Origin of the sequence: Bacillus sp. Root131 (assembly GCF_001429475.1) — a bacterium.
In the GTDB taxonomy this organism is placed as follows: Bacteria; Bacillota; Bacilli; order Bacillales; family Bacillaceae_G; genus Bacillus_A; species Bacillus_A thuringiensis_S.
Window position 1 is genome coordinate 1 of the sequence record NZ_LMJQ01000009.1, and the last position, 26,206, is coordinate 26,206.

Sequence of the window (26,206 nt, forward strand, 5' to 3'; positions counted from 1 at the left end):
TGGGCTATAGCCAAGCGGTAAGGCAACGGACTTTGACTCCGTCATGCGCTGGTTCGAATCCAGCTAGCCCAGCCATTTACGAGCCATTAGCTCAGTTGGTAGAGCATCTGACTTTTAATCAGAGGGTCGAAGGTTCGAATCCTTCATGGCTCACCATTTTCGCGGAAGTAGTTCAGTGGTAGAATACAACCTTGCCAAGGTTGGGGTCGCGGGTTCGAATCCCGTCTTCCGCTTTATTACTAAGGGGCCTTAGCTCAGCTGGGAGAGCGCCTGCCTTGCACGCAGGAGGTCAGCGGTTCGATCCCGCTAGGCTCCATCTAAATAGAAAAAGCTTACATCATACGATGTAAGCTTTTTTGTGTTTAAAAAGACAACTTTTATATTTATCGTTTAAAATGAAGAAAACGTAAAAATAAGGGATGGGGGGATAATTGTGAAAGTTGTTATTGCATCTGATTCATATAAAGAAAGCCTAAAAGCTATAGAAGTATGTGGAGCTATTGAAAGAGGTTTTAGAGCGATTTTTCCTAATGCAGAGTATGTGAAAATACCAATTGGAGATGGAGGAGAAGGGACGGTTGAATCACTTGTTGATGCTACAGGGGGGAGAATTATATCAATTAGTGTGACAGGACCGCTTAGAGAAGGTGTACAAGCTTTTTATGGCATTTCTAAAGATAAAAAGACAGCGTTTATTGAAATGGCAGCAGCATCAGGATTACAGCACGTTCCAGTTGAAAAGCGCAACCCACTTATTACAACGACAAAAGGAACAGGAGAACTTATATTACATGCGCTAGATCAAGGAGTGGGGTACATAATTTTAGGACTTGGAGGAAGTGCTACAAATGATGGTGGGGCAGGTATGTTAGCAGCTTTAGGAGTAAGATTTATAAATGACAAGGGTGAAGTAATAGATCCATCTGGAGGCGCATTACATTCAATTGATGCTATTGATTTTTCACAACTGGACCCACGCTTAAAGGGAGTAAAGATAGAAGCGGCCTGTGATGTGGATAATCCATTAGTCGGAATGCAGGGGGCATCTTTCGTATTTGGGAGACAAAAGGGTGCGAATGTAGAGATGATGAAAGAGCTAGATGAGAATTTAAAACATTACGCGAATATCCTTAAACGATATGTATCTTTTGATGTATCTGAAATACCTGGTGCAGGGGCAGCAGGAGGAATGGGAGCGGCTGTTATTTCAGTGTTAAAGGGAGAGTTGCGAAGGGGCATTGAAATTGTATTGAATTATACAAATTTCGATAAACATATAGAAGATGCAGATCTCATTATAACTGGTGAAGGTAGAATAGATGAACAAACTGCATATGGGAAGGCTCCTGTTGGTGTTGCGGGGCGTGCGAAACGTTTTTCTGTGCCTGTAATTGCTATTGGAGGGTCTGTATCATCTGATTATCCAGCTGTTTACGAGAAAGGAATAGATGCGGTATTTAGTATTACAACAAGACCGATGACACTAGAAGAAGCATATAGAGTAGCAGAAGAAAATATTGAAATGACAACGAAGAATATTGCAGCAGTATGGAAAATAGCGTCAGAAAAACACTTCTAAATGTAGGAGTGTTTTATTATTATTATTTGATAATAGTGATTGCGATTGTTTCATTAAGTTAACTTTATACATAGAATAGTCTTGAAATTTGATTTTCAACGTGAATATAAGTGAATAAATTGTATATCCATACAAAAAAATGTCGAGTTGAGTCAGACTATATAAAAGATTTAAAATATTTAGTGAAGGCATAAAAGGGGGATACTATCTATGAAAAAAGAAATTTCAGTTATTGGAGTTCCAATGGATTTAGGACAGATGCGTCGTGGAGTTGATATGGGACCGAGCGCGATCCGTTATGCAGGGGTAATTGAAAGAATTGAAGAAATTGGATATGACGTTAAAGATATGGGAGATATATGTATAGAGAGAGAAAAAGAGGTAGATGAAAATACAAAATTAAGAAACCTTACACAAGTTGCAACTGTATGTAATGAATTAGCAAGTAAGGTGGATCATATTATAGAAGAAGGTCGTTTTCCACTTGTATTAGGTGGTGACCATAGTATTGCTATCGGTACATTAGCTGGTGTAGCCAAACATTATAAAAACTTAGGTGTTATTTGGTATGATGCACACGGTGATCTAAATACAGAGGAAACTTCACCATCTGGAAATATTCACGGTATGTCACTTGCAGCAAGTTTAGGTTATGGACATTCTTCACTTGTAGATTTATACGGAGCATATCCAAAGGTGAAAAAAGAGAATGTTGTAATTATCGGTGCGCGTGCATTAGATGAAGGAGAAAAAGACTTCATTCGCAATGAAGGTATTAAAGTGTTCTCGATGCATGAAATTGATCGTATGGGGATGACGGCTGTTATGGAAGAAACAATCGCATATTTATCTCATACTGATGGTGTACACTTATCATTAGATTTAGATGGTCTTGATCCTCATGATGCACCAGGTGTTGGAACGCCTGTAATTGGTGGTCTATCTTATCGTGAAAGCCACTTGGCGATGGAAATGTTAGCGGAAGCTGATATTATCACATCTGCTGAATTTGTTGAGGTAAATACGATTTTAGATGAGAGAAATAGAACGGCAACAACAGCAGTTGCTTTAATGGGTTCTTTATTCGGTGAAAAACTAAAATAAATGTAAGAAAAGCAACTGAGAAGTTGCTTTTTTTATTTGAAAATAGGCGTATAATAATGATTTATATTATACTGTAAGATAAAAATGTTTGACATCTTACCAATTTGAGCTAAAGGGGGTTGTTTGTAATTGTCGTTTGTTTCATGTATGGTATAATTAACTAGTTGTTGGAAATACATACAGATAGAGCATAAAACAATATTTCAATATATGGATAGAATTGCTCGTAAGTAGGAGGAAGGGATAGCATGCCTTTTGAAGATACGACCATTTTGAAATATCTTAGTACGGCATTAGATATTGCCATTGTATGGTTTATTATATATAAGCTGATTCTCATAATCCGAGGGACGAAAGCTGTTCAACTTTTAAAAGGGATTACAGTTATCATTGTCGTTAAGATGATTAGTATTTTCCTTGAATTGCATACGTTATCTTGGCTAACTGAACAAGTATTAACATGGGGATTTTTAGCCGTTATTATTATCTTTCAGCCAGAATTGCGAAGAGCACTTGAGCAGCTAGGGCGCGGGAGTTTATTTTCGCGTGGTGGACCGCATGAGGATGATGAACCTGAAATGGTTGCAACAGCGATAGCAAAAGCAACCGAATATATGGGGAAACGTAGAATTGGTGCATTAATTACTTTGTCAAAAGAGACCGGTATGGGTGATTATGTGGAAACGGGTATTCCGCTGAATGCAAACGTATCATCGGAATTACTTATTAATATTTTCATTCCAAATACACCTCTTCATGACGGAGCGGTAATTATGCAAGGAAGTACAATTAAAGCAGCAGCATGCTATCTTCCATTATCAGAAAGTCCGTTTATTTCTAAAGAATTAGGAACTAGACATCGTGCTGCAATGGGAGTTAGTGAAGTTACTGATAGTATTACAGTAGTTGTGTCTGAAGAAACTGGTCAAATTTCTTTAACGAAAAATGGTAAGTTGCATCGTGATTTGAAGACAGAACAGCTGAAGGATATGTTATTAGCTGAATTTAGTGGGAACGAAAAAACGACTTCTTCGTCTTTATGGAATTGGAGGAGAAAGCGTCATGGATAAGTTAATGGAGAATCATTGGTTTTTAAAAGGGATCTCATTACTATTGGCGTGTATGCTTTTTATGTCAGCGACGTTAACTGAAAAAAATACGACATCAGGTATATTACCTTTTGCAAATGATACGAAAGAAACATTAACTAATTATGCGATTAACCTTAAGTATGATGAGGAGAAATATATTGTAAGTGGTATTCCAGCAGAGGGCGTTAAGGTGAAGTTAGAAGGCCCAAAAGCATCAGTTGCTACAGTAAAAGCAAAAAAACAATTTGACATACCAATTGATTTGCGAGATAGTCCAAAAGGAACTTATGAGATTTCTTTAAAAACGAACGGGCTTCCAGATGATGTGAAAGGAACAGTTCAGCCATCAACAATTAAAGTTACTCTTCATGAAAAGGCGAGAAAATATGTTCATGTAGATTTGAAATTATCAAATGAGGATCAGATGCCAGCGGGGGCTACTCTCGAAAAATCAAGCCTTAAACCGGATACTGTTGAGGTAGTTGGGACGAAAGAAGAAATTGAAAGCATTTCATCTGCCAAAGCGTATGTTGATTTAAAAGGTGTTAATAAAACTGTTACAAAAACGCCCGAAGTTACATTATACAATAAAGAAGGAAAACGTTTAAATGTAAGAACAAGTCCATCTAAGATTAGTGTAACGTTGAATGTGGCAACGCAAACTACAGCCAATAATACTGAAAAAACTGTTCCTGTAACGTATACGAAGAAGGGGAGTTTAGCAGAAGGGTTGGCAGTTACAAATATCAGTGTCGAGCCGAGAGAAGTAACGATAGCTGGTCCAAAAGATATTTTGGATAATATACAATCGCTAGAGGGGGTCGAAGTAGATTTTAGTCAATTGACAGAGTCTACAACATTCGATGCCTCTGTTTTATTACCCAAGGGTGTAACAAGTGCAAAACCGAATCAAGTGAAGGTTTCGGTGGGAGTACAAAAAACAAAACAAACGAAAACAAAAACGATTGATGGTATCCCAATCCAAAAAAATGGACTTTCTAAAGATGTTACGGCTCAGCTAATTTTGCCGCAAGATGAAAAGATAAGTGTTGATATTTCAGGAGAAGCAAGTATAGTAGATAAAATAACAGCTGCTCAAATAACAGCGGTAATTAATCTGCAAAATGTATCTTCAGGGACGAAAGATATTTCTATTCAAGTGAGTGGTCCTGGTAATATTTCAATAGAGCCAAAACAAAAAAGTGCTAAAGTTACTATTGTAAAGAAAGAAAAACCAGATAAAGAAGTACAGGGTAACGGTCAACAACCGGATTCAAACACCAATCAAGAAAATCAAAATGAGAAGCCAAAAAATCCTGAACCCGATCCAGAAAAGGAAACGGAACAGGAAAATAATCAAAACCAAAATCAAGATAAAGATAAAGAAACTAGTCAAGAACCAACAGTAGATAACCATAATCAAAAAGAGCAAGAAAAAGGAGCGAATCATAATGGGTAAATATTTTGGTACAGATGGAGTACGCGGAGTTGCAAATAAGGAGTTAACACCTGAATTAGCTTTCAAAATTGGGCGTTTTGGTGGTTATGTATTAACAAAAGATACAGATCGTCCAAAAGTAATTATCGGTCGTGATACACGTGTATCTGGCCATATGTTAGAAGGAGCTTTAGTAGCAGGTCTATTATCAACTGGAGCAGAAGTAATGCGCCTTGGCGTTATTTCTACACCGGGTGTTGCTTATTTAACAAAAGCACTAGACGCACAAGCGGGTGTTATGATTTCTGCATCTCATAATCCAGTACAAGATAACGGTATTAAATTCTTTGGTTCAGACGGCTTTAAATTAACAGATGAGCAAGAAGCTGAAATTGAAGCTTTATTAGACAAAGAAGTTGATGAACTACCACGTCCAACAGGTACTAACCTTGGACAAGTGAGCGATTACTTTGAAGGTGGACAAAAATATTTACAATACATTAAACAAACTGTTGAAGAAGACTTCTCTGGCCTACATATCGCTTTAGATTGTGCACATGGTGCCACATCTTCTTTAGCTCCATACTTATTTGCAGATTTAGAAGCTGATATTTCAACAATGGGGACTTCACCGAACGGTATGAATATTAACGAAGGTGTAGGATCTACACATCCAGAAGTATTGGCTGAATTAGTAAAAGAAAAAGGTGCTGACATCGGACTTGCTTTTGATGGCGATGGCGACCGTTTAATTGCTGTAGACGAAAAAGGAAACATCGTTGACGGTGATCAAATTATGTTTATTTGTGCGAAATACATGAAAGAAACTGGTCAATTAAAACATAATACAGTTGTTTCAACTGTTATGAGTAATTTAGGTTTCTACAAAGCACTTGAAGCAAACAATATTACAAGCGATAAAACAGCAGTTGGTGACCGCTACGTAATGGAAGAGATGAAACGCGGTGGTTACAACTTAGGTGGAGAACAATCAGGCCATATTATCTTACTTGATTACATTACAACTGGTGACGGAATGTTAAGTGCACTTCAACTTGTAAACATCATGAAAATGACGAAAAAACCATTATCTGAGCTTGCAGGAGAAATGACGAAATTCCCACAATTGCTAGTAAACGTTCGTGTAACAGATAAAAAATTAGCATTAGAAAATGAAAAAATTAAAGAAATTATTCGTGTTGTAGAGGAAGAAATGAACGGTGATGGCCGTATTCTTGTTCGTCCATCTGGAACAGAGCCACTTATTCGTGTAATGGCAGAAGCACCAACACAAGAAGTTTGTGATGCATTTGTACATCGCATTGTAGAAGTTGTGAAAGCTGAAGTTGGCGCTGAATAATTAGCTGAATTTATATGAAAAAGGAGCACAATAAGTGCTCCTTTTTCATATGTTTTATAGACGATGAAAAAAATTTCATTGACGGTTTATCCATGTTTGTTATAAGATGGTCTTGTTCTTTTTCTCAAAGGAAATATTGTAAATTATAAAAGCGCCAGAACTACAAATAGTGTAGTTGACGAGGTGGGGTTTATCGAGATTTCGGCGGATGACTCCCGGTTGTTCATCACAACCGCAAACTTTTACTTAAATCATTAAGGTGACTTAGTGGACAAAGGTGAAAGTGTGATGAGAGAAGAGGAACGGATGAAAACTAGCTGTATAAGTATATACGGACTTAAACCCAATCGAGAGGAAGGTGAAAGCCGTTACAAGCTTACAGGGCTAGCAATATGTAATCCGTTTTTTAGTATAAATAAAAATGGTATCGGACTATGTCGTTACATGTTCGCAGAGCAGTGTAAGCATTTGTAACGGCGACTAAACATGTGTGGAATCGTAGGATTTATTGGAGAGCAAGATGCAAAGGAAATTTTATTAAAAGGTTTAGAAAAGCTAGAATATCGTGGATATGATTCAGCAGGTATTGCAGTACAAGCAGAGAACGGTGTTGTTGTATACAAAGAAAAAGGCCGTATCGCAAAACTTCGTGAAATCGTAGATGAGAACGTAGCAGCAAGCGTAGGTATCGGACATACACGCTGGGCTACACACGGTGTTCCAAGTAAAGTAAACGCGCATCCGCATCAAAGTACATCAAAACGCTTTACACTAGTTCATAACGGTGTAATTGAAAACTATGAATTAGTGAAAAAGGAATATTTACAAGATGTAACGTTCGTAAGTGAAACAGATACAGAGATTATCGTACAGCTTATGGAACAACAAGTGAGCACAGGATTAAGTGTAGAAGAAGCGTTCCGTAATACGCTATCTCTTTTACATGGCTCTTATGCAATCGGATTACTTGATGCTGAAAATCCAAACATGATTTATGTTGCTAAAAACAAAAGCCCGCTATTAGTAGGTGTTGGTGACAACTTTAATGTTGTGGCAAGCGACGCTATGGCGATGTTACAAGTTACAGATCAATTTATTGAGTTAATGGATAAAGAAATCGTAATCGTAACGAAAGAAAGTATTACAATTAAAAACTTACAAGGTGAAACGATTGAACGTGCACCTTTTACAGCGGAATTAGACGCAAGTGATATTGAAAAGGGAACATATCCTCACTTCATGCTTAAAGAAATCGATGAGCAACCACTTGTAATCCGTAATATAATTCAAAAGTATCAAGATGAAAATGGCGAAATTGAATTAAATCAAGACATCCGCAATGCGATTTTAGATAGCGATCGTATTTACATCATTGCATGTGGAACGAGTTATCATGCAGGTCTTGTTGGAAAACAATTTATCGAGAAGTTTGCAAAAATGCCAGTTGAAGTACATGTAGCAAGTGAATTCTCTTACAACATGCCATTATTAACAGAAAGACCATTCTTCATTTACATTTCACAAAGTGGTGAAACAGCTGATAGCCGTGCAGTACTTGTACAAACAAATGAAATGGGTCATAAAGCATTAACAATTACAAACGTGCCTGGTTCTACTCTTTCTCGTGAAGCTGATTATACACTTCCATTATACGCTGGACCAGAAATTGCAGTTGCATCAACGAAAGCTTACACAGCACAGCTTGCAGTACTTTCAATTTTAGCAGCTGATATTGCTAAAGCAAAAGGTGAAGTTCTTGATTTCGATTTAACACACGAACTAGGACTTGTAGCAAATGCAATGATAGAACTTTGTGATCAAAAAGAAGAAATGGACGCATTAGCAAAACAATTTTTAGCAACAACGCGTAACTGTTTCTTCATCGGACGTAGCGTAGACTTCTACGTAGGATTAGAAGGTGCGTTAAAACTAAAAGAAATCTCTTACATCCAAGCAGAAGGATTCGCTGGAGGAGAGTTAAAACACGGTACAATCGCTTTAATCGAAAATGGTACACCAGTTATCGCACTTGCTACACAAGAGCACGTAAACCTTGGAATTCGTGGTAACGTGAAAGAAGTAGTAGCACGCGGTGCTAACCCATGTATCATCTCAATGAAAGGCTTAGAAATGGAAGGTGACAGCTTCGTATTACCAGCTGTCCATGAAGCACTAGCACCGCTAGTAGCAGTTATTCCATTACAACTTATCTCATACTACGCAGCACTTCACCGCGAGTGTGACGTTGATAAGCCACGTAACTTAGCTAAATCTGTTACTGTTGAGTAGGAGATTGGTAGGTTAATAAATATAGTTATAGCTTTAAAATAAATTTACAAATTTGCACCCCTTTAGATATTTTATCTAAAGGGGTGTTTTTGTGCCGAAAAAGAACATCTAGAATTGGTAAGTGGATAGAACCCTATAGATTAATGTTTTACTTTTATTTATCTGAATTTTCCGTTATCATTTTAAGTATCTGTGAAAAATCTCCTTTATTACGACAAAAAGAGACGAGAGATTTATGGACATTTCAAGGGGGGATATTGATGAAAGTGAATAAAAAAACATATCTAAGTATAGAAGAGATTATTTCATTACCAACCTTATCAAGTACAAACATAAGTGATGATGGTAAAAACGTAGCGTTTGTTAAGAAGACGGCTAACTGGAAAGACAATACATATAGGAATCATGTATGGATATATGGAAAAGAAAAGGGACAGAGTTGTTTATTGATAAATGGAGATATAGAAAGTACATGCCCATTATGGTCTCCAAATTCTAGGGATATAGCATATCTTAGCCCCGTTGGTAATGGGAAAAATCAGATCTTTGTTAAGTCACTAGATGGTTATGAAGGGGTTCAAATTACTGATGAGAAAGAAGGAGTCAGTACATTCAAATGGGGTCCTACTGGCAAGGGTCTTTATTATGTTACGCAGTCAAAAGAATGTGTGGAGATAAAGAAGCGTAGGGATCTATATGGAGAGTTTCAACATATAGGTAAGGAACACCAGAATAATTGTTTATATTACATTGAAATAGAAAAGGTGATACAAAGTGATACATATGAACACGAGAAAAGAGTTGTTTATCAATTAACTGATGGTAAGGATTTTCATATCCATGAATTTGATATTTCAAATGATGGGAAGAAGATTGTGTTTATGGCGACACCAAGCTCAAATATGGCGGATTATATAAATGGAGATTTATACATACTCCATACTAAAGCTGGAGAGCTACAAAAGCTGAATGTGGATAAGTTGTTGGGCGGTAGCGTCTGCTTTTCTCCTGAAGGCAGTAAAATATGTTACACAGCAAGTATAAGAGAGAAGGATTACTATAGAAACCATATACAAGACAGTACGTTAGAGGTATATGATATAAATACAGGAGAGGTAATTCAACCTGTAACAGATTTTGATAGTACTGTTATGCCATTACAGTGGACAGCTAAAGGAATTTTAATTAGATGGCAGGATAAAACGAATTATCGTATTGGATTACTAGCTGAAGATGGTACTGTAGAAGCATTAAGCGAAAAAGTAGATGGCTTTATAATGGATGCTTCTATAACAAAGGATGGAAAACATATATCCTATAATAAGGCTATAACAAATGAAACCTTTGAAATCTATTTAGACGATAAAAAAATAACGGATGAAAATAACTTTTTCAAAGGGAAACTTAAAAGTAACAGGGAAATCATCTCATGGAAAAGTAGTGATGGTCTTGAAATAGAAGGTGTTTTATCAACGCCAGTAGAGTTTGACGTAAATAAAAAATATCCTTTATTAGTAGTAATTCACGGCGGTCCGGCTTGGGCATCCTTTCCGATATTTTCAGACTGCTTCAATGAGAAATATCCGATTGAACAGTTTATCGAAAAAGGCTTTATCGTTTTAGAGCCAAACTACAGAGGAAGTTCTGGTTATGGTAATGAATTTTTAAAAGCAAACTATAGAAAACAGGGAATCGCTGACTATGATGATGTTATATCAGGGGTGGATAAACTAGTTGATCAAGGGATTGTAGATAATGATAAAGTAGGAGTTATGGGATGGAGTAACGGAGGATATATATCAGCTTTCTGTTCTACATTTAGTAGCAGGTTTAAAGCTATTTCAGTTGGAGGCGGAATCACGAACTGGAGTACTCATTATGTAAATACAGATATCCCTTATTTTATTAGAATGTATTTAGGAAATACCCCATGGAATGATCGAGAGATATATACGAAGACATCACCTATGACGTATATTAAATCAGCTTGTACGCCTACCTTAATTCAACATGGGGAAAAGGATGCAAGAATTCCAATTACAAATGCATATGATCTATATCAAGGATTAAAGGATATGGAAGTTGATACAGAATTAATTATATTTAAAGGAATGGCATATAGTCCTAATCAGCCGGGAATGAATGTAGCTATTATGAAGCAGAATTTGATGTGGTTTTCACACTATATTCTTGGAGAGAGTGTAGAGGGTTTTAGGACTTTATAATGGATGTTTGTAAAAGACATAAGGTTGAAACGCTCTTCATATTGAGATGATTTATTATAAAATATATACTTAAACTACTATCCGTACACATATCAGGGAGGATTAATATGACAGGAAATAAAAATGACTTACTAGTAGAAAAACGTGAAGAGTTATTGAAAGTATTGAAAGCTCGTTTTGAGAAAAACATGAACCGCCATGAAGGTCTTGAATGGGCTAAAGTTGAAGCGAAGCTGACTACTAATAATGAAAAATTGTGGTCACTTAATGAAATGGAAGTAACTGGCGGTGAGCCGGATGTTGTTGGTTATGATGAAGAAAAGGACGAGTATACTTTCTATGATTGTTCAAAGGAGAGTCCTAAAGGCCGCAGGAGTCTTTGTTATGATCTTGAAGCGTTAGAATCAAGAAAAAAACATAAACCAGAAAATAACGTTATTGATGTTGCAAATGCTATGGGCATTGAACTATTAACTGAAGAACAATATCGGGAATTGCAAAAACTTGGGGATTTCGACATGAAATCATCAAGCTGGGTACAAACACCTTCAGATATTCGAGAACTCGGTGGTGCTCTATTTTGCGATTATCGCTTCGGACATGTTTTCGTGTACCACAATGGAGCAGACTCTTACTATGCTGCCAGAGGTTTTCGTGGCTCGTTAAAAGTTTAAATTAGGATAAATAAGAAAAAGAGCCTATACTCAGGCTCTTTTTCTTATTTATATTTTAAAAGTAAACTGTTACTACGCAGTTTTACTTAATTTATATGTTCCGTGGTTGTTTTTATGGAAAAGTTTAGGGGAAATATAGCCATCTAATCCAATACGTCCAGCGTTCTGCCCTGCAACTAAAATGAATATAGTCAAAATAAGCAGGTTTGGGTTTACACTAACAGTTCCACTTAATAAAAATGAAAGATTCATTATGATTCCGAAAAATGCAGCTGTTTTTGTTAATCCGCCTAAAATTAAACCTAGACCTACTAAAATTTCTCCCCATTGAACTAAAAAGCTAAATAGGTCTGCGTTTGGAAGGACAAAATGTTGAAGAAAATCTGCCCACCAACTTTGTACTGCAGGGTGGTCACCTGATGCTTGAGCAATAGCACCCTTTAGAAAACCACTTGCGTCAAAAGATTGTCCGAAGACTTTGCCTATCCCAGCAGCGAGCCATGTATATCCTATGTAAAGACGTAAAAGTAATAATATGAAAGTAGCACGTTTATCAGTTCTTAAAAAATTGATAATCATTGAAATCCCTCCAATATTGTATTTACAAGTTTATTATATATTCAATGTGAAAAGATTCACAATGAAGAGAATGTGAACAAGGATAGGTTGTGAGTAATTGTTTTATTTTTTGTAACATTTTATCTGTTTTGGTAAACTAAGAATAGAGATATATGTAAAGGGGACAAAGACTTAATATGTGGATGAACTTGTAATGATTAGAAATTAGATAGATGAATTTTTCTCTCATAAGTGAGGGTTTATTTAGCTATCTGTAAATCATCCAAGGACTGCATATTTGGCTTGTACATCCCTTTTGTAAGGATAGATGCCTATTTTATGTATCTGTCTTTTTTTGTGGGAAATTTTATATCTCTTATATAAAGTATGCGCCCTTTAAACTTGGAGGAGTATATGATGAATCAATTAAAAAATAAAGTAGCAATTGTTACAGGGGTAAGTCGTCTAGATGGTATTGGGGCAGCGATTTGTAAAGAATTAGCTGAAGCAGGATACGATATGTTTTTTACGTATTGGACAGCTTACGATAAAGAGATGCCTTGGGGCGTCGATAAAAATGAACAAATACAATTAAAAGAAGAGCTATTGCAAAACGGTGTTAGAGTATCGAGCATGGAGTTAGATTTAACTCGGAATGATGCACCGAAAGAGCTTATAAATAAAGTTACTGAACAATTAGGGTACCCTTATATATTAATTAATAATGCAGCGTACTCTACGAATAATGATTTCTCTACGTTGACTGCTGAAGAACTAGATAAGCATTACATGGTAAATATCCGTGCGACTACATTGTTAAGTAGTCAATTTGCCCGGAGATTTGGTAAGAAATCTGGTGGTAGAATTGTTAATATTACTTCGGGGCAATTTCAAGGTCCTATGGCAGGAGAACTAGCTTATGCGACAACGAAGGGAGCTATTGATGCTCTTACTAGTACATTGTCAGCAGAGGTAGCTCATTTAGGAATAACAGTGAATGCAATTAATCCAGGACCAACCGATACAGGATGGATGACTGAAGAGATAACACAAGGGTTAAAGCCGATGTTTCCTTTTGGCAGAATTGGTGAGCCAAAGGATGCAGCTAGACTCATTAAATTTTTAGTAAGTGAAGAAGCTGAGTGGATTACTGGGCAAGTTATTCATTCAGAAGGTGGATTTAAAAGATAAAAAAAGAAGGCATCTCACCCTGGTGAGATGCCTTCTTTTTTTAATCTTTCTTCAATCTTCGTGCAACACCATTCCCTAAAGACTGTAATCCTTGAACGAGGATAATTAAAATAAAGACTGTTGCATACATTACTTCAGGTTCATAGCGTAAATGTCCGAAGCGGTATGCCAAGTCCCCTAGCCCTCCAGCACCTACGAGTCCAGCCATTGCTGTTGCGCCAATTAAGCCAATTGTTGCAATTGTTAATCCAAGTACAAGGGAGGGACGAGCTTCTTTCACCATGACGTGCCAAATGATTTTAATAGTAGAGATACCCATTGCTTGATAGGCCTCAATAACACCGCGATCTACTTCTAGTAAGGCTGTCTCCATTAAACGTGCGATATAAGGAGCTGTGAAGACGACAAGCGGTACGATCACACCTTGCACGCCAATGGATGTTCCCATTAGAAACTTTGTAAAAGGTAAGATGAAGAATAATAGAATGATAAATGGAAGAGAGCGAATTATATTAATAATTGTATTAAGAATAGGATAAATGATTTTATTTTCGTGCTGTCCACCAGGTCTTGTTAAAACAAGTGTTACACTAAGTGGCAGTGCAATAAGGATCGAGATGAGTAATGAAATAGATGTCATTTGAAAGGTTTGGATTGTGGCTTCCCATATGACTTTACTCCATTCATCCAAAAAGGACTTGTTTTCCATAGTCTGTTTTCCCTCCCTCTACGATGATACCTTTCTCTTGTAAGAATGCTAAAGCACGGTTTACTTCATTTTTTTCACCTTGCATATGAACGACAAGTTTCCCATATGCCTCATGTTTTAACTGTGTAATATTACCAGATAAAATATTTGGATATACTTGGAAACGTTTTGTGGCGACAGCTAGTGCTGGTTCCCCTGAAGAACTTCCTATAAAAGAAAGTGTTACAATTTCTCCAGTATTCTGTAGTTCTTTCTGTACCTCTTCTGGAATTTTAGCTGCAAAGGCGCTATTTACAAATTTCTTCGTTGTTACATGTTGTGGGTTTGTGAAAATATCTTTCACAGTCCCGCTTTCGACTACAGATCCATGTTCCATAACGGCAACGCGGTCGCATATACGTTGGATAACATTCATTTCGTGTGTAATGAGTAAAATCGTAATTCCAATTTCTTCGTTAATCTTTAATAACAAATCAAGAATAGAATCAGTTGTTTCTGGATCTAAAGCACTCGTTGCTTCGTCACTTAATAACACTTCAGGCTCATGTGATAGTGCACGTGCAATTGCAACGCGCTGTTTTTGACCGCCAGAAAGTTCACTTGGATAAGCATCTTTTCGATTGAAAAGATCGACAATGCGTAAATATTTTTCTACCCTTTTTTTAATTTCCACTTTTGGAATACCAGCAAGGCGTAAAGGTAATGCAATGTTTTCATAGATGCTAACAGTTTTAAGTAAATTGAATCCTTGAAAGATCATTCCGATTTTTTGTCTCGCTTTTGCTAGTTCTTTTGTCGATAACGTTGTTAAGTCTTGTTCGTTTACAATGATATTTCCTGTCGTTGGTTTTTCTAATAAATTTACACATCGAATCAATGTACTTTTACCAGCGCCACTATACCCAATGATTCCAAATACCTCGCCTTTTTCTACTTTAAGGGAAGTAGACTTAAGAGCCTCAACATTCCCTTTTTTTGTTGTAAATACTTTGGATATATTTTTTAATTCAATCATTATCGTCAGCTCCTACCAAGATGGTAAAACTGAACCATCAAATTTTTTCTCGATAAACTCTTTTACTTCTTTAGATTGATAAGCTTTCTTTAATTTATTTACAACGGCATCATCTTTATTTTCAGTACGAACAACGACCCAGTTCACATATGGTGAATCTTTTCCTTCGCGGAAAATAGAATCTTTCGCTGGACTTAATTTTGCACCTAATGCAAAGTTTGTGTTAATTGCAGCTGCTTTCACTTCACTTAGTTGCGTTGGTAATTGAGAAGCTTCTAATTCAACAATCTTTAAATTTTTCGGGTTTTCAATTACATCTTTCGCAGTCGCTTTTTCTGTAGCCTTCGGATCAACTTTTAAAACCCCTGCTTTTTCAAATAATTTTAAAGCTCGCAGTTCATTCGTTGGGTCATTTGGTACAGCAATTGCATCGCCCTCTTTTAAGTCTTTTACATCTTTTATGTTTTTAGAATATATGCCCATAGGGAATGTTACTGTTGAAAATACTTCAGCTAATTTCATATTGCGTTCAGCTTTAAATACATCTAAATACGATTTTGTTTGGTAGCTATTTACATCAAGGCTTTTTTCATCTAAAGATACGTTCGGCGCTACATAATCATTAAATACTTTTATATCAATTTCGAGACCATCTTTTGCTGCAACTTCTTTTACCTTTTCAAAAATTTGTTCATGTGGTCCACCTGTTACACCGACAGTAATCTTTTTCTCGTCTAATGCTTTTACCTCTTTATCTGAACTCACGCTACAGGCGCCTAATAATAATACTGCTCCGCTTACAATGCTTAATAATACCTTTTTCATCTATAAATCCCCCTTCATATACGTTCCAAAATAAAAAGCACCTCCCAAAAATAAGAGAGGTGCCGAATAGACGAAATAGATTCCTCTCTTATCTTCCAAAACGAAAACTCGTTTTGCAGGAATTAGCACCTTAGCTTATATGTTATAAGCTCGGTTGCCGGGCATCATCGGGCCAGTCCCTCCGCCACTCTTGATAAGAGTATGTGTATGTAGTTTTGAATATGGTACTAATAGTAAATCGTACAAAAAGAATTGTCAATGATATTTTCAGAATATATTTTATTTTAAGGTAATCGAAACATTTCCTTTCTTATGGCCCATTTCTACATACGTATGGGCTTCTACAACTTCTTCTAATCGGTAAGTTCTATCAATAACAGGCTTTAGCTTTTCTGTTTCAGCTAGTTGTTTTAGTAGGTTCATATCTTCTTTACTGACTTTTGCCATCATTCCGTTCACAGATACATATTTTCCATTAGGCATTAATGCATCTGTACAAAGAGACTTATTATATTTTCCAACTGCATCAAATATAATATCATAGTGCTCGCCCCGCTTAGTAAAATCTTCTTTCATATAATCAATTACGTTGTCTGCCCCTAAGGCTGTAACTAAATCGAAATTCGAACTACTACAAATAGCTGTGACAGTCGCCCCGAAGTATTTAGCAAGTTGTACGGCAGCTGTCCCTACTGAACCAGAGGCGCCGTATATAAGTACTCGTTGCCCTTTTTTTATCTGTCCTTTTCTAAGGAAGTGCAATGCTGAAGTTCCGCCAAAAGGAATAACGGCAGCTTCTTCATATGTCACATTGGTAGGTTTTAATGCTATTAATCCACTTTCATGCACGCATGTGTATTCGGCATAACCACCAAGGTTTAGTTCTGTTAATGCAAAAACTGGATCTCCTTTTTTAAATTGTGTTACATCTGTTCCAATGTCTTCGATTTCACCGGATAACTCTACGCCAAGTATAGGTTTCCTCGGTTTTCTGAAACCTAATATGATCCGCATAGGAATCCAAAATAAGAGGGGGCTATTAAAGCCACGTATTCTACAATCTCCAGTCGATACACTTGTTGCGTGAATTTTAACTAATACTTCATTTTTTTTAGGTTTAGGCTTTTCTACATTTTGAATCTGGAGAACATTAGGTGGTCCATACTTTGTGCAAATAATTGCTTTCATAATGACCTCCTGAAATGAGTTGTTATTATTTACATCATATTTAAACTTTTTCTCAAACATGTTGCTATATAGGAAAAAAATTAAAGAAGAATATTACGAATTATATAGATTTCATAGGAAAAGAGATGATATTATTTTTGGGAAGGAGGGGACGTTATGAAAAAACTTATTTTAATTTCAAGTTTAGTACTTGCAGTTGGTCTAGGAGTAGGGTGTAGTAATGAGGAAACAAAAAAGACTGATGAACCGAAAAAAGAAGCTGTGCAGAAAGAAAAGGAATTAACAGCGAAGGATGTTTTCAATAAAGCGAATGAAGCTTTTAAAAACGAAGAAAATGTAACGATGACATATGATGTGGGAATAAAGGCTGAAGGAACAGAGATGAATGTAATGAAGGCTAAAATGCAACTAGAGCCGAAGAAAAAAAACTCTCGTTCTGAAATGAATGTTTCTGGTACAGAGGTTATTGTTTATGATGTGGGTGGAAAAATTGCTGGTCAGGTGAAAAATCCTAATTCGGGTGAAGTTATGTCTGTACCAGAGGAACAATTAAATGCTAACGGAATGAATGCGACTCAAGGAATGGTAGATAATTTAGAGATTCCATCGGAAATTTTAAATAAAGTGAAGATGGAGAAAAGTGGAGATAATTATAAGCTGAAGTTTGCATTAAAAGGGAAAGAGACAGAGAGTATGCTAGCTAGTATGGATGAAAAGCAGAAACAAATGCTACAAGGCCAAAATGCAAAAATAGAAGAAATAGATGGGGAATATATTATTACAAAAGATTTTAAATATGAATCAGCAAAGATAGATATGGTTATGAGTAGCAATGGTGAAGATAAAGCGCACATTATTACGGATGCAAAGTTTACATCGTATGATAAATTTGATCCAATACAATTGCCAGCAGCAAAGTAATCACTGTCAAGAGAGGTACCTGAAAGAACGGGTATCTCTTTTTGTTGCTAATAAGGAGAGTGTCCTTTGAAAAAAAGAAAGATAGCAGTGGTCATTGCGGCATATACGGTTTTGCTTGCAACGTCTGTACATACGTATAAAAAACAAATTGATCATCCTATTATGAGTGATGTAGGTAAATTGCTTCCGACAAAAATAAAACGAGTTGAAAGTGCTACGGAAGAGCACTCGTTAATAAAATTAGTGCGAGATGCAAAAGTTTCAGGAGAGAAAATTTCCATTGCAGGTATGCAACATAGCCAAGGAGGACAGACATATTATCCGAATGGTACGATGCTCGATATGAAAGGATATAATAAAATATTAGAATTTGATCCAGAGAAGAAGCGGATTACAGTTCAAAGTGGTGTCACGTGGAATGATATTCAGAAGAAAATAAATCCATATGGCCTTGCGGTACAGGTCATGCAGTCTCAAAATATTTTTACTGTTGGTGGTTCATTAAGTGTAAATGTACACGGGCGTGATATTCGTCATGAGGCACTGATTGATACAATAGAGTCATTTAGATTGTTAATGGCAGATGGCACGGTACGTAATGTAAGTAGAGAAGAAAATGCAGCGTTATTTCCATATGTCATTGGTGGTTACGGTTTATTTGGAGTTATTTTAGATGTGACGCTGAAGTTAACAGATGATGAATTATATGAAATGCACACGAGAATGATAGATTATAAAGAATACGCATCTTATTTCAAAGAGAAAGTGAAAAGAGATGAGAATGTTCGTATGCACTTAGCACGTATTTCTGTTGCTCCAAATTCATTTTTAAAAGAGATGTATGTGACAGATTATACTTTGGCACAAAATCAAAATATGAGAGAAGAGTACAGTGAATTAAAGGAAGAAAATATTATAGCTGCACCGAAATTTTTACTTGGGTTATCACGTTATAGTGATTGGGGAAAGAATACATTTTGGAATATACAAAGAGGTTATTTTGAACGTACAGATGGAAAGTATGAGACGCGTAATAATGTTATGAGATCAGATAGTGCTTTTATGGAATATGAAAATCCAAATAGGACCGAAGTGTTACAAGAATACTTTGTGCCTATAGATGCTTTCACGGAGTATATAGATGATTTACGTAACGTATTAAATGAAGAAGAGTTTAATTTGCTCAACATTACGATTCGTTACGTGGAAAAGAATGAAAATGCAGTTTTGTCCTATGCGAAAGATGATATGTTTGCGCTGGTTCTTTTAATTAACCAGGGACGCTCAGATAGTGAGATAAAGAAAACAGAGGATGTCATTCGGAAGATGATTGATGTTACTTTAAAGCATAACGGTAGTTACTATTTGCCGTATTATTCTTATCCAACGAAAGAGCAGTTAAAGAAGGCATATCCTCGTATTGAAGAATTTCTCAAGAAAAAGAAGGAAGTAGATTCAGAAGAGAGATTTGTGAATTTATTTTATAGGGAGTATACGAAATGACATATAGAAGATTTGTAGCTTCGCAAAGTATCATCATGATGGCAGGAAGTATGGTATTTCCTTTTTATATATTATTGCTTCGAAACGTTGGAAATAGCTTCTCGCAATTTGGCTGGGCGTATGGCTTATTTGCTTTAACATCAGCACTTGTATATCCACTAGTGGGAAAGGTATCTGATCAAGTAGGTGATAAAAAATTATTAATAATATACGCTTGGTCCATGGCAATCTTAATGCTTTGTTTTCCGATTGCCACGGAAGTATGGCATGTGTATCTTCTTCAAATTGTAATGGGAGTTTTAGGTGCTGTGCAGCGTAATACTGAGAAGACTTCGTTAGCACGAAAGGTTGCGCAGGAAAAGGCTGGTTATGAGATTGGAAAATACCATGTGTGGACATCCATTGGCGGAGCAGTAGCGGTTATTGCCACGGGATATTTAGTAGATTTCTTTACGATTGGTACAATTTTTTATATTGCATCTATTCTATATGTAGTAAGCGGGATTGTATTAAGTAGTAAAAAAATATAACTATTCCTATTTTCACCTTAATACCCTTTATTTGTTATACTAAAGGGAATACAAAAGAAAAGGGGACAGTGCCTTTGATGAAATTTGTAGTTTTAGCTATTCTTACTTTGTTTTTGATTCCATGGACAAGAAGTAGTAGTAAGCTTCGAGCAGTGGATAAGAAGGGAGATAAGAAGGTTGTAAAGGGTAAGAAATCATCTATTTTAGTTATTCCTGTTTTATTTTGGATAGGTATTGCAATCTATGAATACTTTTGGCTAATTGATGATCGAGTAGATTCGATTCTTACTCATTATTCTGTTGCAGTAGCAATTTTAATTGGGCTTGTTTTATTTTCACAAGATCAAATAGGTAAATTAGAAGGTACGTTAAAAGGACTTCTAATGTTTATTTTACTCGCAAGTTACGGTTACTTTGGTTATTTGCACGATATAGTAATCTCGCAAAAGAAATATGATTCTGTTGTTAAGGTAGAGAAAGATATTTCAGAGCCATTTACTGAAAATGACCAGCCGTTTACAGTGCCGCCAAAGACAGCGGAGAATAAGATGAAAAAAGTATTTGGTGATATTCCGAAAGTAGCTTATTTTGAGCTAGGAGAATTAACGCCACAAATGGTAAACGGCGAAGCTTTATATGTAGCGCCGATTGAAGTTTCAGGATTTTTTAAAGCGCGTAAAGCTGAGACAATTCCAGGGTATGTAACGATGTCAGGTACAAATCCTGATGCGGAAGCGAAACTGCACCTCGGTTATAAAATGAAATATGTGCCAAGCATGTTTTTTGGTAATAATTTAGAGCGTGTGGTAAGGCAAGCAGAACCAGATTTAATCTTTAAAGGAAAACCTAAATTTGAGGTTGATGATAAAGGGAAACCATATTATACAATGACGTATGGTGAATTTATTTCAGGAAGATCTGGATTTGAGGTAGAGGGTGTTGTCGTAGTAGACGCACAAACAGGTGAAGTGAAAAGGTATGATAAAGGAAAGGCACCTAAATTTGTTGATGGTGTATTAAATCATGAGACTGCATCTACGTTAAATACGTACTTTGGTAAATATATTCACGGATTTTGGAATACGAAATTCTCGCAAACTGATATGAAGATTCCGACTGAGTGGGGAACGAAAGAAGGCGTGACCCCGATCTTTGGTAAAGATGGAACACTATATTATTTTACAGACTTTACTTCTCCAAAAGAAGGAGTAGATTCAGCCCTAGGCTATTCATTAGTAGATGCACGCACAGGCAAGCTATATTACTATAATGGAAAAGAAGTGAAGGGGATTATGGATGGTTCAGCAGCTACAGAAGTAGTGGATAATTCCTTTAAGAGAGAGAAATGGCATGGGACAATGCCTGTCATTTATAACGTATACGGTAAACCAGCTTGGATTATTCCGGTTGTTGATGATGGAGGCCTAGTACGTGCACATACAGTTGTATATGCTGCTAATGCAAAAATATTTGCGACAGGTTCTTCGCAGAAAGAAGCGCTTGAGAATTATAAAAACGTAATGAGTGGTAATGGTGATACCTTTAGACCAACCTCAACAGGAAAAGAAGCGCAAAAAGAAGGTATTGTACAACGTGTATATAAAGAGAAATCAGGTGAAAATACAATCGTGTACGTACTTTTAGAGAATGAACAAAAGGTATTTATGATACCGGTGAAGAAATTCCCGTATGCTATGTTTACAGAAGTAGGAGACCCAATTCAAATTACATATTTAGATACAGGAGAGACGATGGCCTCAGTATCTAAATTTACGAATAGCAATGTGAAAAAGTAAAGCGATAGAATTTCTATCGCTTTTTTTACATTATGAAAGAGGAAAATGCGCTGTACTTGACGTATGTTTATGATGTAACTATAATTGTTACGATTCAGTGTGTATAGGAAAGGGTGAATTGAAAAAGTGAATGAAGTTAATCACGAAATATATAAACCTGTAAAGGCAAACAGGTTATGGATGATTCTTGTATTAGGAACACTTACGGCGATTGGGCCATTATCTATTGATATGTATTTGCCTTCATTACCGAAGTTAACGGATGACTTGCAAACAGGTGCATCCCTAGCGCAGCTTACATTAACAGCTTGTCTGCTTGGGCTGTCAGTAGGACAATTATTTGTTGGCTCAATTAGTGATATTTACGGAAGACGCAAACCACTTATTATTGCTCTTATTATTTATGTTGCTTCTTCTTTACTTTGTGCTGTTGCGCCATCTATTTGGACATTAGTGTTATTGCGCTTCCTACAAGGAGCTTCAGGATCAGCCGGGATTGTTATATCACGTGCGATGGTACGTGATATGTACTCAGGTTCTGAAATGACGAAGTTTTTCTCACTGCTTATGTTAGTAAACGGAGCAGCACCTATTTTGGCACCGATTATTGGGGGGCAATTATTACAGTTTACAACGTGGCGCGGTGTTTTCATCGTTCTTGGAGCAATTAGCGTATTCATGTTAATCTCAGCTACTTTTGTATTGCGTGAAACATTACCTCCTGAAGAAAGAGAAACGGGTGGTTTGTCAGGGACTTTGGCGACGTACGGAAAATTGTTAAAGGACCGTCTGTTTATGGGATATGCATTGTCACAAGGATTAGTAACAGCGGCAATGTTTGCATACATTTCGGGCTCACCATTTGTGTTGCAGAACATATACGGAGCATCACCACAGCAATTTAGTTTATTCTTTGCGATTAACGGCATCGGTATTATTATTGCTAGTCAGGTAACGGGTCGTTTAGCGGGGAAAGTGAATGAGAAGACATTATTTGTTGCTGGTATTATTATCGCAGCTGTTGGTGGCCTATCTTTACTACTGACAATCGTACTAGGAATAGGTTTAATCGGTGTTTTATGTTCGTTATTCCTTGTTGTATCAAGTGTCGGGGTTGTATCAACAACTGGGTTCTCATTAGCGATGAGAAATCAGAAGCAAGCTGCAGGAACAGCGTCAGCTTTATTAGGCTTATTACAGTTCATTTCAGGAGCGCTTGTCGCTCCGCTAGTAGGTATTGGTGGGAGTAATACAGCGTTACCGATGGGTGTTGTTATTGCGCTTTGTGAAGTAGGGGCAGTATTATGTTATCTATTTATGGCCAGAAGAAGTGAGAAGCAGTTTGAACTGCAACAAAGACAAAATTTAGAGGCTTAACAAAAAAGAACTGATTCAAAGGGAATGTTTGAATCAGTTCTTTTTTTCATTTCTTTGAAATACCTCATACATATTATTCATGATCGTATCATATAAAACAGCAAGTTTATCCCACACCCAGCGATTACTATCGACTTCTTTTTCCCCACAGTCGATAATATCGGTATGGTCAGTAATTTTATACGCTTTTTTAACGATAATAGGAGCAATCTTCGGTATACGTGGGATTTCCTTTAAGGTATCTGCAAAGTTTCCAATGTAGACATGACCGATGATTTCGATTGTTAATGATTTATCCGATATATTTAGCACGGTATGAAATTGATTTGTATGTTGTTGTTTTAAATATTGAGCTAACTTAAATGGAGCATGCTTCTTCTTTAATACGCGGCGAAGGCTCTCTGTATTTTCGATATGAAGTGATTTTTCGCGAATAAGGACACGAATATCTTCTCCCATAAAAGGCATTGTGTTGTACATAGATGATTCTCCTTAAAACCTTACATATGTTTGCGTTATGCATATGTAAGTCTAGCATGGTTTGTTCTTTATGTGTGCTTACAGTTTTGTAAGGTGATGTAGTAAAGCATTGCAAAAGTTATTTGTATAAAGTGACGATACTGTGACAAACATGTTGGTATATATATTACGATGTCGTCTTAAGTGTAAAAAGTAGGGCGTTCTCGGTATAATAACAAGTGGAGATAAAAGAAACTATAATGAGTAATAGCTGTAGATAAAAGGAGAAGAAGAGATGAAGAAGGTTTTGGGTATTGCTGTAATGGGAAGTATGATCCTTCTAGCAGGATGTAATGGAAATAAAGATACGAAAGAACCGAAAGAAAAGGTAGAGCAATCTACTGAACAAACAGAAGAGATGAAAGAATACCTTGCAGTACATGAAAAATACGATATAAAAATGAATAAAGAAATTAATAAAGCACTGCATTTATTTGAAGTGGCAAAAGAAAAGGGCGGTAAGGAAATAACGAATGCAACATATAAAGAAGACGTGCAAAAGGTAACAACGAGCATGTTAGAAGATATTGATCATATACGTAAAGAAATTCGTGTTCCGAAGTCGAAAGAGCAAGAACATGAGGTATATGTTGGTTTCTTGAATGAATCAGAACAAGCGATGAAAAAATTACAGAAGTTAGCTAAAGAAGAAGATTCATCGTTGATTCGTGATATAGAAATTAACTTTGCAACAGCATCGACATACTATAAACGTTTTCAAGCAGAAACGAAAAAATAACCTTGCCTGTGCAAGGTTATTTTTTCTTCTTGCCATCTCTGTCTTCATCCTCAGATACTAATATTTTCTGTTCTTCGTGAAATTCGGAAATAGTTTGCCCGGTAATATTATCGAAAGGAGTATAAAAAGAAGTAATACGTTTCTTTTTAATAAAGAGTTTATAGGAGCCGATGATGACAAGTATAACGATTGTTAAGGGTAATCCTATAGTAGCAAGAAGTAAGGGGTCCATCTTATAACTCCTTTAACATCATTTCTTTTTATGATAAGCCGAAAACTGTAATTTCGATAAACGAATTAAAAACTGATTTTTCTAAATTTATCCAATTCGATTGACTTTTCAATTTTTCAGAATTATAATTCGAAATATACAATTTGAACCAAATAATAATATAGCAATTTACTTATCCAGAGAGGTAGAGGGACTGGCCCTATGACACCTCAGCAGCGGGTTCTGTAATAGGAACACCGTGCTAATTCCAGCAAGCAAGTCTTGAAAGATAAGTGATGGGCCTTTGTTTGTTAAGCCTTGATCTTATTTTTTAAGATCAAGGCTTTTTGTATTCTAAAAAGAGAAAAGGGAGTAATGGAAAAAGTACATTCATAAAACAAAGTAAATTCATGTGTTTAGGTGGTTATTGAAGTGTATGTAATTAAAAAATTATCGGTTATGGTGTTCACACTATGGGTTATTACGACAGTGACATTTCTAATTATGCATATTATTCCGGGAGATCCATTTTCATCAGATGCAAAAATCTTTCCTGAAGAAGTGATCCAAAACATGAGAGCGAAGTATCACCTTGATGAACCGTTATGGAATCAATATGTTGCTTATTTAGACGGTGTAGTTCATTTTGATTTTGGTGAATCGGTTCAATCAACCGGGCAAGGTGTATCAGAAATTATAACAACTGGCTTTGGTCCATCAGCAATTATTGGTCTACAAGCACTTGTTATTTCATTGTTAGTAGGAATTGCGGCAGGGACATTTGCTGCTCTATATCATGGGAGAGTAATTGACTATAGTGTGAGTTTGCTCGCAATTTTAGGTATTTCTATTCCAAGTTTTATTTTAGCACCACTATTTATACAAGTATTCGCTATCCAATTTGAGTTTTTACCAGTAGCCTCTTGGGGAACATTCGAACATACGGTATTGCCATCCTTTGCATTAGCGTTAGGGCCAATCGCAGTTATTACAAGGTTTGTTCGTTCTAATATGATCGAAGTACTGCAGAGTGATTATATTAAGCTAGCAAGAGCAAAAGGTATACCAATTAAGAAGATTATTATAAGACACGCTCTTCGAAATGCGATTGTTCCAGTACTTACATTTGTTGGACCGTTAATGGCTGGACTTTTAACAGGGACTTTCGTTATTGAAAAAATATTTTCCATTCCTGGTCTAGGAAAATATTTTGTAGATAGTATTTTTAACCGGGATTATCCGGTCATTATGGGAACAACGATTTTCTATAGTGCATTATTAATTTCTTGTATTTTCATTACAGATATTATTCATCGCATTGTTGATCCGCGTATTCGTTCTATTACATAAGGAGGGGGGATATT

Annotated in this window: 24 protein-coding genes, 4 tRNA genes and 2 riboswitches; of the genes, 21 read left to right on the plus strand and 7 right to left on the minus strand. The window is 36.3% G+C overall.

Annotated elements, in window-relative coordinates:
- From ASE54_RS19700 to ASE54_RS19760, 13 genes are all read left to right on the plus strand, one after another.
- A tRNA-Gln gene (locus ASE54_RS19700) sits at positions 1–75 on the plus strand.
- A 5-nt stretch (positions 76–80) separates the two neighbouring features.
- Positions 81–156, plus strand: a tRNA-Lys gene (locus ASE54_RS19705).
- A gap of 5 nt (positions 157–161) precedes the next feature.
- Positions 162–233 (plus strand) — tRNA-Gly (locus tag ASE54_RS19710).
- A 10-nt stretch (positions 234–243) separates the two neighbouring features.
- Positions 244–316, plus strand: a tRNA-Ala gene (locus ASE54_RS19715).
- A 117-nt stretch (positions 317–433) separates the two neighbouring features.
- Positions 434–1,579, plus strand: a complete 1,146-nt coding sequence (locus ASE54_RS19720; RefSeq protein WP_000869594.1) for a glycerate kinase — start codon at positions 434–436, stop codon at positions 1,577–1,579.
- Between the two features lie 210 nt (positions 1,580–1,789).
- Positions 1,790–2,683 (plus strand): arginase, encoded by an 894-nt coding sequence (gene rocF, locus ASE54_RS19725; protein ID WP_000711565.1) that lies wholly within the window; start codon positions 1,790–1,792, stop codon positions 2,681–2,683.
- A 248-nt stretch (positions 2,684–2,931) separates the two neighbouring features.
- Positions 2,932–3,753 (plus strand): diadenylate cyclase CdaA, encoded by an 822-nt coding sequence (gene cdaA / locus ASE54_RS19730; RefSeq protein WP_001115692.1) that lies wholly within the window; start codon positions 2,932–2,934, stop codon positions 3,751–3,753.
- Positions 3,746–5,233 (plus strand): CdaR family protein, encoded by a 1,488-nt coding sequence (locus ASE54_RS19735; RefSeq protein WP_000359603.1) that lies wholly within the window; start codon positions 3,746–3,748, stop codon positions 5,231–5,233. The genes cdaA and ASE54_RS19735 overlap by 8 nt, the downstream gene beginning before the upstream one ends.
- Positions 5,226–6,572 (plus strand): phosphoglucosamine mutase, encoded by a 1,347-nt coding sequence (glmM, locus tag ASE54_RS19740; protein WP_000521478.1) that lies wholly within the window; start codon positions 5,226–5,228, stop codon positions 6,570–6,572. Before ASE54_RS19735 ends, glmM begins: the two co-directional genes overlap by 8 nt.
- 288 nt (positions 6,573–6,860) lie before the next feature.
- Complete coding sequence (locus ASE54_RS19745; RefSeq protein WP_001206405.1) at positions 6,861–7,046, plus strand: hypothetical protein; 186 nt, start codon at positions 6,861–6,863, stop codon at positions 7,044–7,046.
- Between the two features lie 12 nt (positions 7,047–7,058).
- The gene (gene glmS / locus ASE54_RS19750; RefSeq protein WP_000334155.1) at positions 7,059–8,861 is read left to right on the plus strand and encodes a glutamine--fructose-6-phosphate transaminase (isomerizing); all 1,803 of its coding nucleotides are present in this window, start codon (positions 7,059–7,061) and stop codon (positions 8,859–8,861) included.
- A gap of 260 nt (positions 8,862–9,121) precedes the next feature.
- Positions 9,122–11,086: a S9 family peptidase gene (locus ASE54_RS19755; RefSeq protein ID WP_000867577.1), complete on the plus strand. Its 1,965-nt coding sequence runs from the start codon at positions 9,122–9,124 to the stop codon at positions 11,084–11,086.
- 107 nt (positions 11,087–11,193) lie between these two features.
- On the plus strand, positions 11,194–11,760 hold the full coding sequence (locus ASE54_RS19760; protein ID WP_000147385.1) for a DUF4256 domain-containing protein: 567 nt from the start codon (positions 11,194–11,196) through the stop codon (positions 11,758–11,760).
- A 72-nt stretch (positions 11,761–11,832) separates the two neighbouring features.
- On the opposite strand, the gene ASE54_RS19765 is transcribed toward ASE54_RS19760, so the two are convergent.
- The gene (locus ASE54_RS19765) at positions 11,833–12,339 is read right to left on the minus strand and encodes a DoxX family protein (RefSeq protein WP_000586149.1); all 507 of its coding nucleotides are present in this window, start codon (positions 12,337–12,339) and stop codon (positions 11,833–11,835) included.
- Positions 12,340–12,732: 393 nt separating this feature from the next.
- On the opposite strand from ASE54_RS19765, the gene ASE54_RS19770 reads away from it, so the two are divergent.
- A complete protein-coding gene (locus ASE54_RS19770) occupies positions 12,733–13,509 on the plus strand; it encodes an SDR family oxidoreductase (RefSeq protein ID WP_014895372.1) in 777 nt (258 codons plus the stop codon).
- 40 nt (positions 13,510–13,549) lie between these two features.
- On the opposite strand, the gene ASE54_RS19775 is transcribed toward ASE54_RS19770, so the two are convergent.
- From ASE54_RS19775 to ASE54_RS19790, 4 genes are all read right to left on the minus strand, one after another.
- Positions 13,550–14,218: a methionine ABC transporter permease gene (locus ASE54_RS19775; protein ID WP_000428878.1), complete on the minus strand. Its 669-nt coding sequence runs from the start codon at positions 14,216–14,218 to the stop codon at positions 13,550–13,552.
- The gene (locus ASE54_RS19780; RefSeq protein WP_000571309.1) at positions 14,193–15,233 is read right to left on the minus strand and encodes an ATP-binding cassette domain-containing protein; all 1,041 of its coding nucleotides are present in this window, start codon (positions 15,231–15,233) and stop codon (positions 14,193–14,195) included. The genes ASE54_RS19775 and ASE54_RS19780 overlap by 26 nt, the downstream gene beginning before the upstream one ends.
- 12 nt (positions 15,234–15,245) lie before the next feature.
- On the minus strand, positions 15,246–16,058 hold the full coding sequence (locus ASE54_RS19785; protein WP_000756989.1) for a MetQ/NlpA family ABC transporter substrate-binding protein: 813 nt from the start codon (positions 16,056–16,058) through the stop codon (positions 15,246–15,248).
- An 85-nt stretch (positions 16,059–16,143) separates the two neighbouring features.
- Positions 16,144–16,258, minus strand: a riboswitch (SAM riboswitch).
- 79 nt (positions 16,259–16,337) lie between these two features.
- Complete coding sequence (locus ASE54_RS19790; RefSeq protein ID WP_000643850.1) at positions 16,338–17,246, minus strand: NAD(P)-dependent alcohol dehydrogenase; 909 nt, start codon at positions 17,244–17,246, stop codon at positions 16,338–16,340.
- A gap of 156 nt (positions 17,247–17,402) precedes the next feature.
- On the opposite strand from ASE54_RS19790, the gene ASE54_RS19795 reads away from it, so the two are divergent.
- The 5 genes from ASE54_RS19795 to ASE54_RS19815 all read left to right on the plus strand — a co-directional run bounded on the left by ASE54_RS19795 (position 17,403) and on the right by ASE54_RS19815 (position 23,373).
- Positions 17,403–18,167, plus strand: a complete 765-nt coding sequence (locus tag ASE54_RS19795; protein ID WP_000733608.1) for a DUF6612 family protein — start codon at positions 17,403–17,405, stop codon at positions 18,165–18,167.
- Between the two features lie 66 nt (positions 18,168–18,233).
- Entirely contained in the window at positions 18,234–19,670 is a 1,437-nt protein-coding gene (locus ASE54_RS19800; RefSeq protein WP_000746278.1) for an FAD-binding oxidoreductase, read from the plus strand.
- Positions 19,667–20,200 carry an MFS transporter gene (locus tag ASE54_RS19805; protein ID WP_000222368.1) on the plus strand — a complete coding sequence of 178 codons (534 nt, stop codon included), beginning with the start codon at positions 19,667–19,669 and terminating at the stop codon, positions 20,198–20,200. The genes ASE54_RS19800 and ASE54_RS19805 overlap by 4 nt, the downstream gene beginning before the upstream one ends.
- Before the next feature lie 77 nt (positions 20,201–20,277).
- Complete coding sequence (locus ASE54_RS19810) at positions 20,278–21,996, plus strand: DUF3981 domain-containing protein (RefSeq protein WP_000674043.1); 1,719 nt, start codon at positions 20,278–20,280, stop codon at positions 21,994–21,996.
- 117 nt (positions 21,997–22,113) lie between these two features.
- Complete coding sequence (locus tag ASE54_RS19815; RefSeq protein ID WP_223266695.1) at positions 22,114–23,373, plus strand: multidrug effflux MFS transporter; 1,260 nt, start codon at positions 22,114–22,116, stop codon at positions 23,371–23,373.
- A gap of 33 nt (positions 23,374–23,406) precedes the next feature.
- Here ASE54_RS19815 and ASE54_RS19820 read toward each other — a convergent pair whose 3' ends face one another.
- Positions 23,407–23,853, minus strand: coding sequence for a hypothetical protein (locus ASE54_RS19820; RefSeq protein WP_000282869.1), 447 nt, complete (start codon positions 23,851–23,853; stop codon positions 23,407–23,409).
- A gap of 274 nt (positions 23,854–24,127) precedes the next feature.
- Here ASE54_RS19820 and ASE54_RS19825 point away from each other — a divergent pair, with 274 nt between their 5' ends.
- The gene (locus tag ASE54_RS19825) at positions 24,128–24,631 is read left to right on the plus strand and encodes a hypothetical protein (protein ID WP_000756521.1); all 504 of its coding nucleotides are present in this window, start codon (positions 24,128–24,130) and stop codon (positions 24,629–24,631) included.
- A 16-nt stretch (positions 24,632–24,647) separates the two neighbouring features.
- On the opposite strand, the gene ASE54_RS19830 is transcribed toward ASE54_RS19825, so the two are convergent.
- On the minus strand, positions 24,648–24,863 hold the full coding sequence (locus ASE54_RS19830; RefSeq protein ID WP_000371396.1) for a DUF3951 domain-containing protein: 216 nt from the start codon (positions 24,861–24,863) through the stop codon (positions 24,648–24,650).
- Positions 24,864–25,032: 169 nt separating this feature from the next.
- Positions 25,033–25,138: riboswitch (SAM riboswitch) on the plus strand.
- A 136-nt stretch (positions 25,139–25,274) separates the two neighbouring features.
- Between ASE54_RS19830 and ASE54_RS19835 the strand changes: the two genes are divergently transcribed.
- Positions 25,275–26,192 (plus strand): ABC transporter permease, encoded by a 918-nt coding sequence (locus ASE54_RS19835; protein WP_000289327.1) that lies wholly within the window; start codon positions 25,275–25,277, stop codon positions 26,190–26,192.
- The last annotated feature ends 14 nt before the right edge of the window (positions 26,193–26,206 follow it).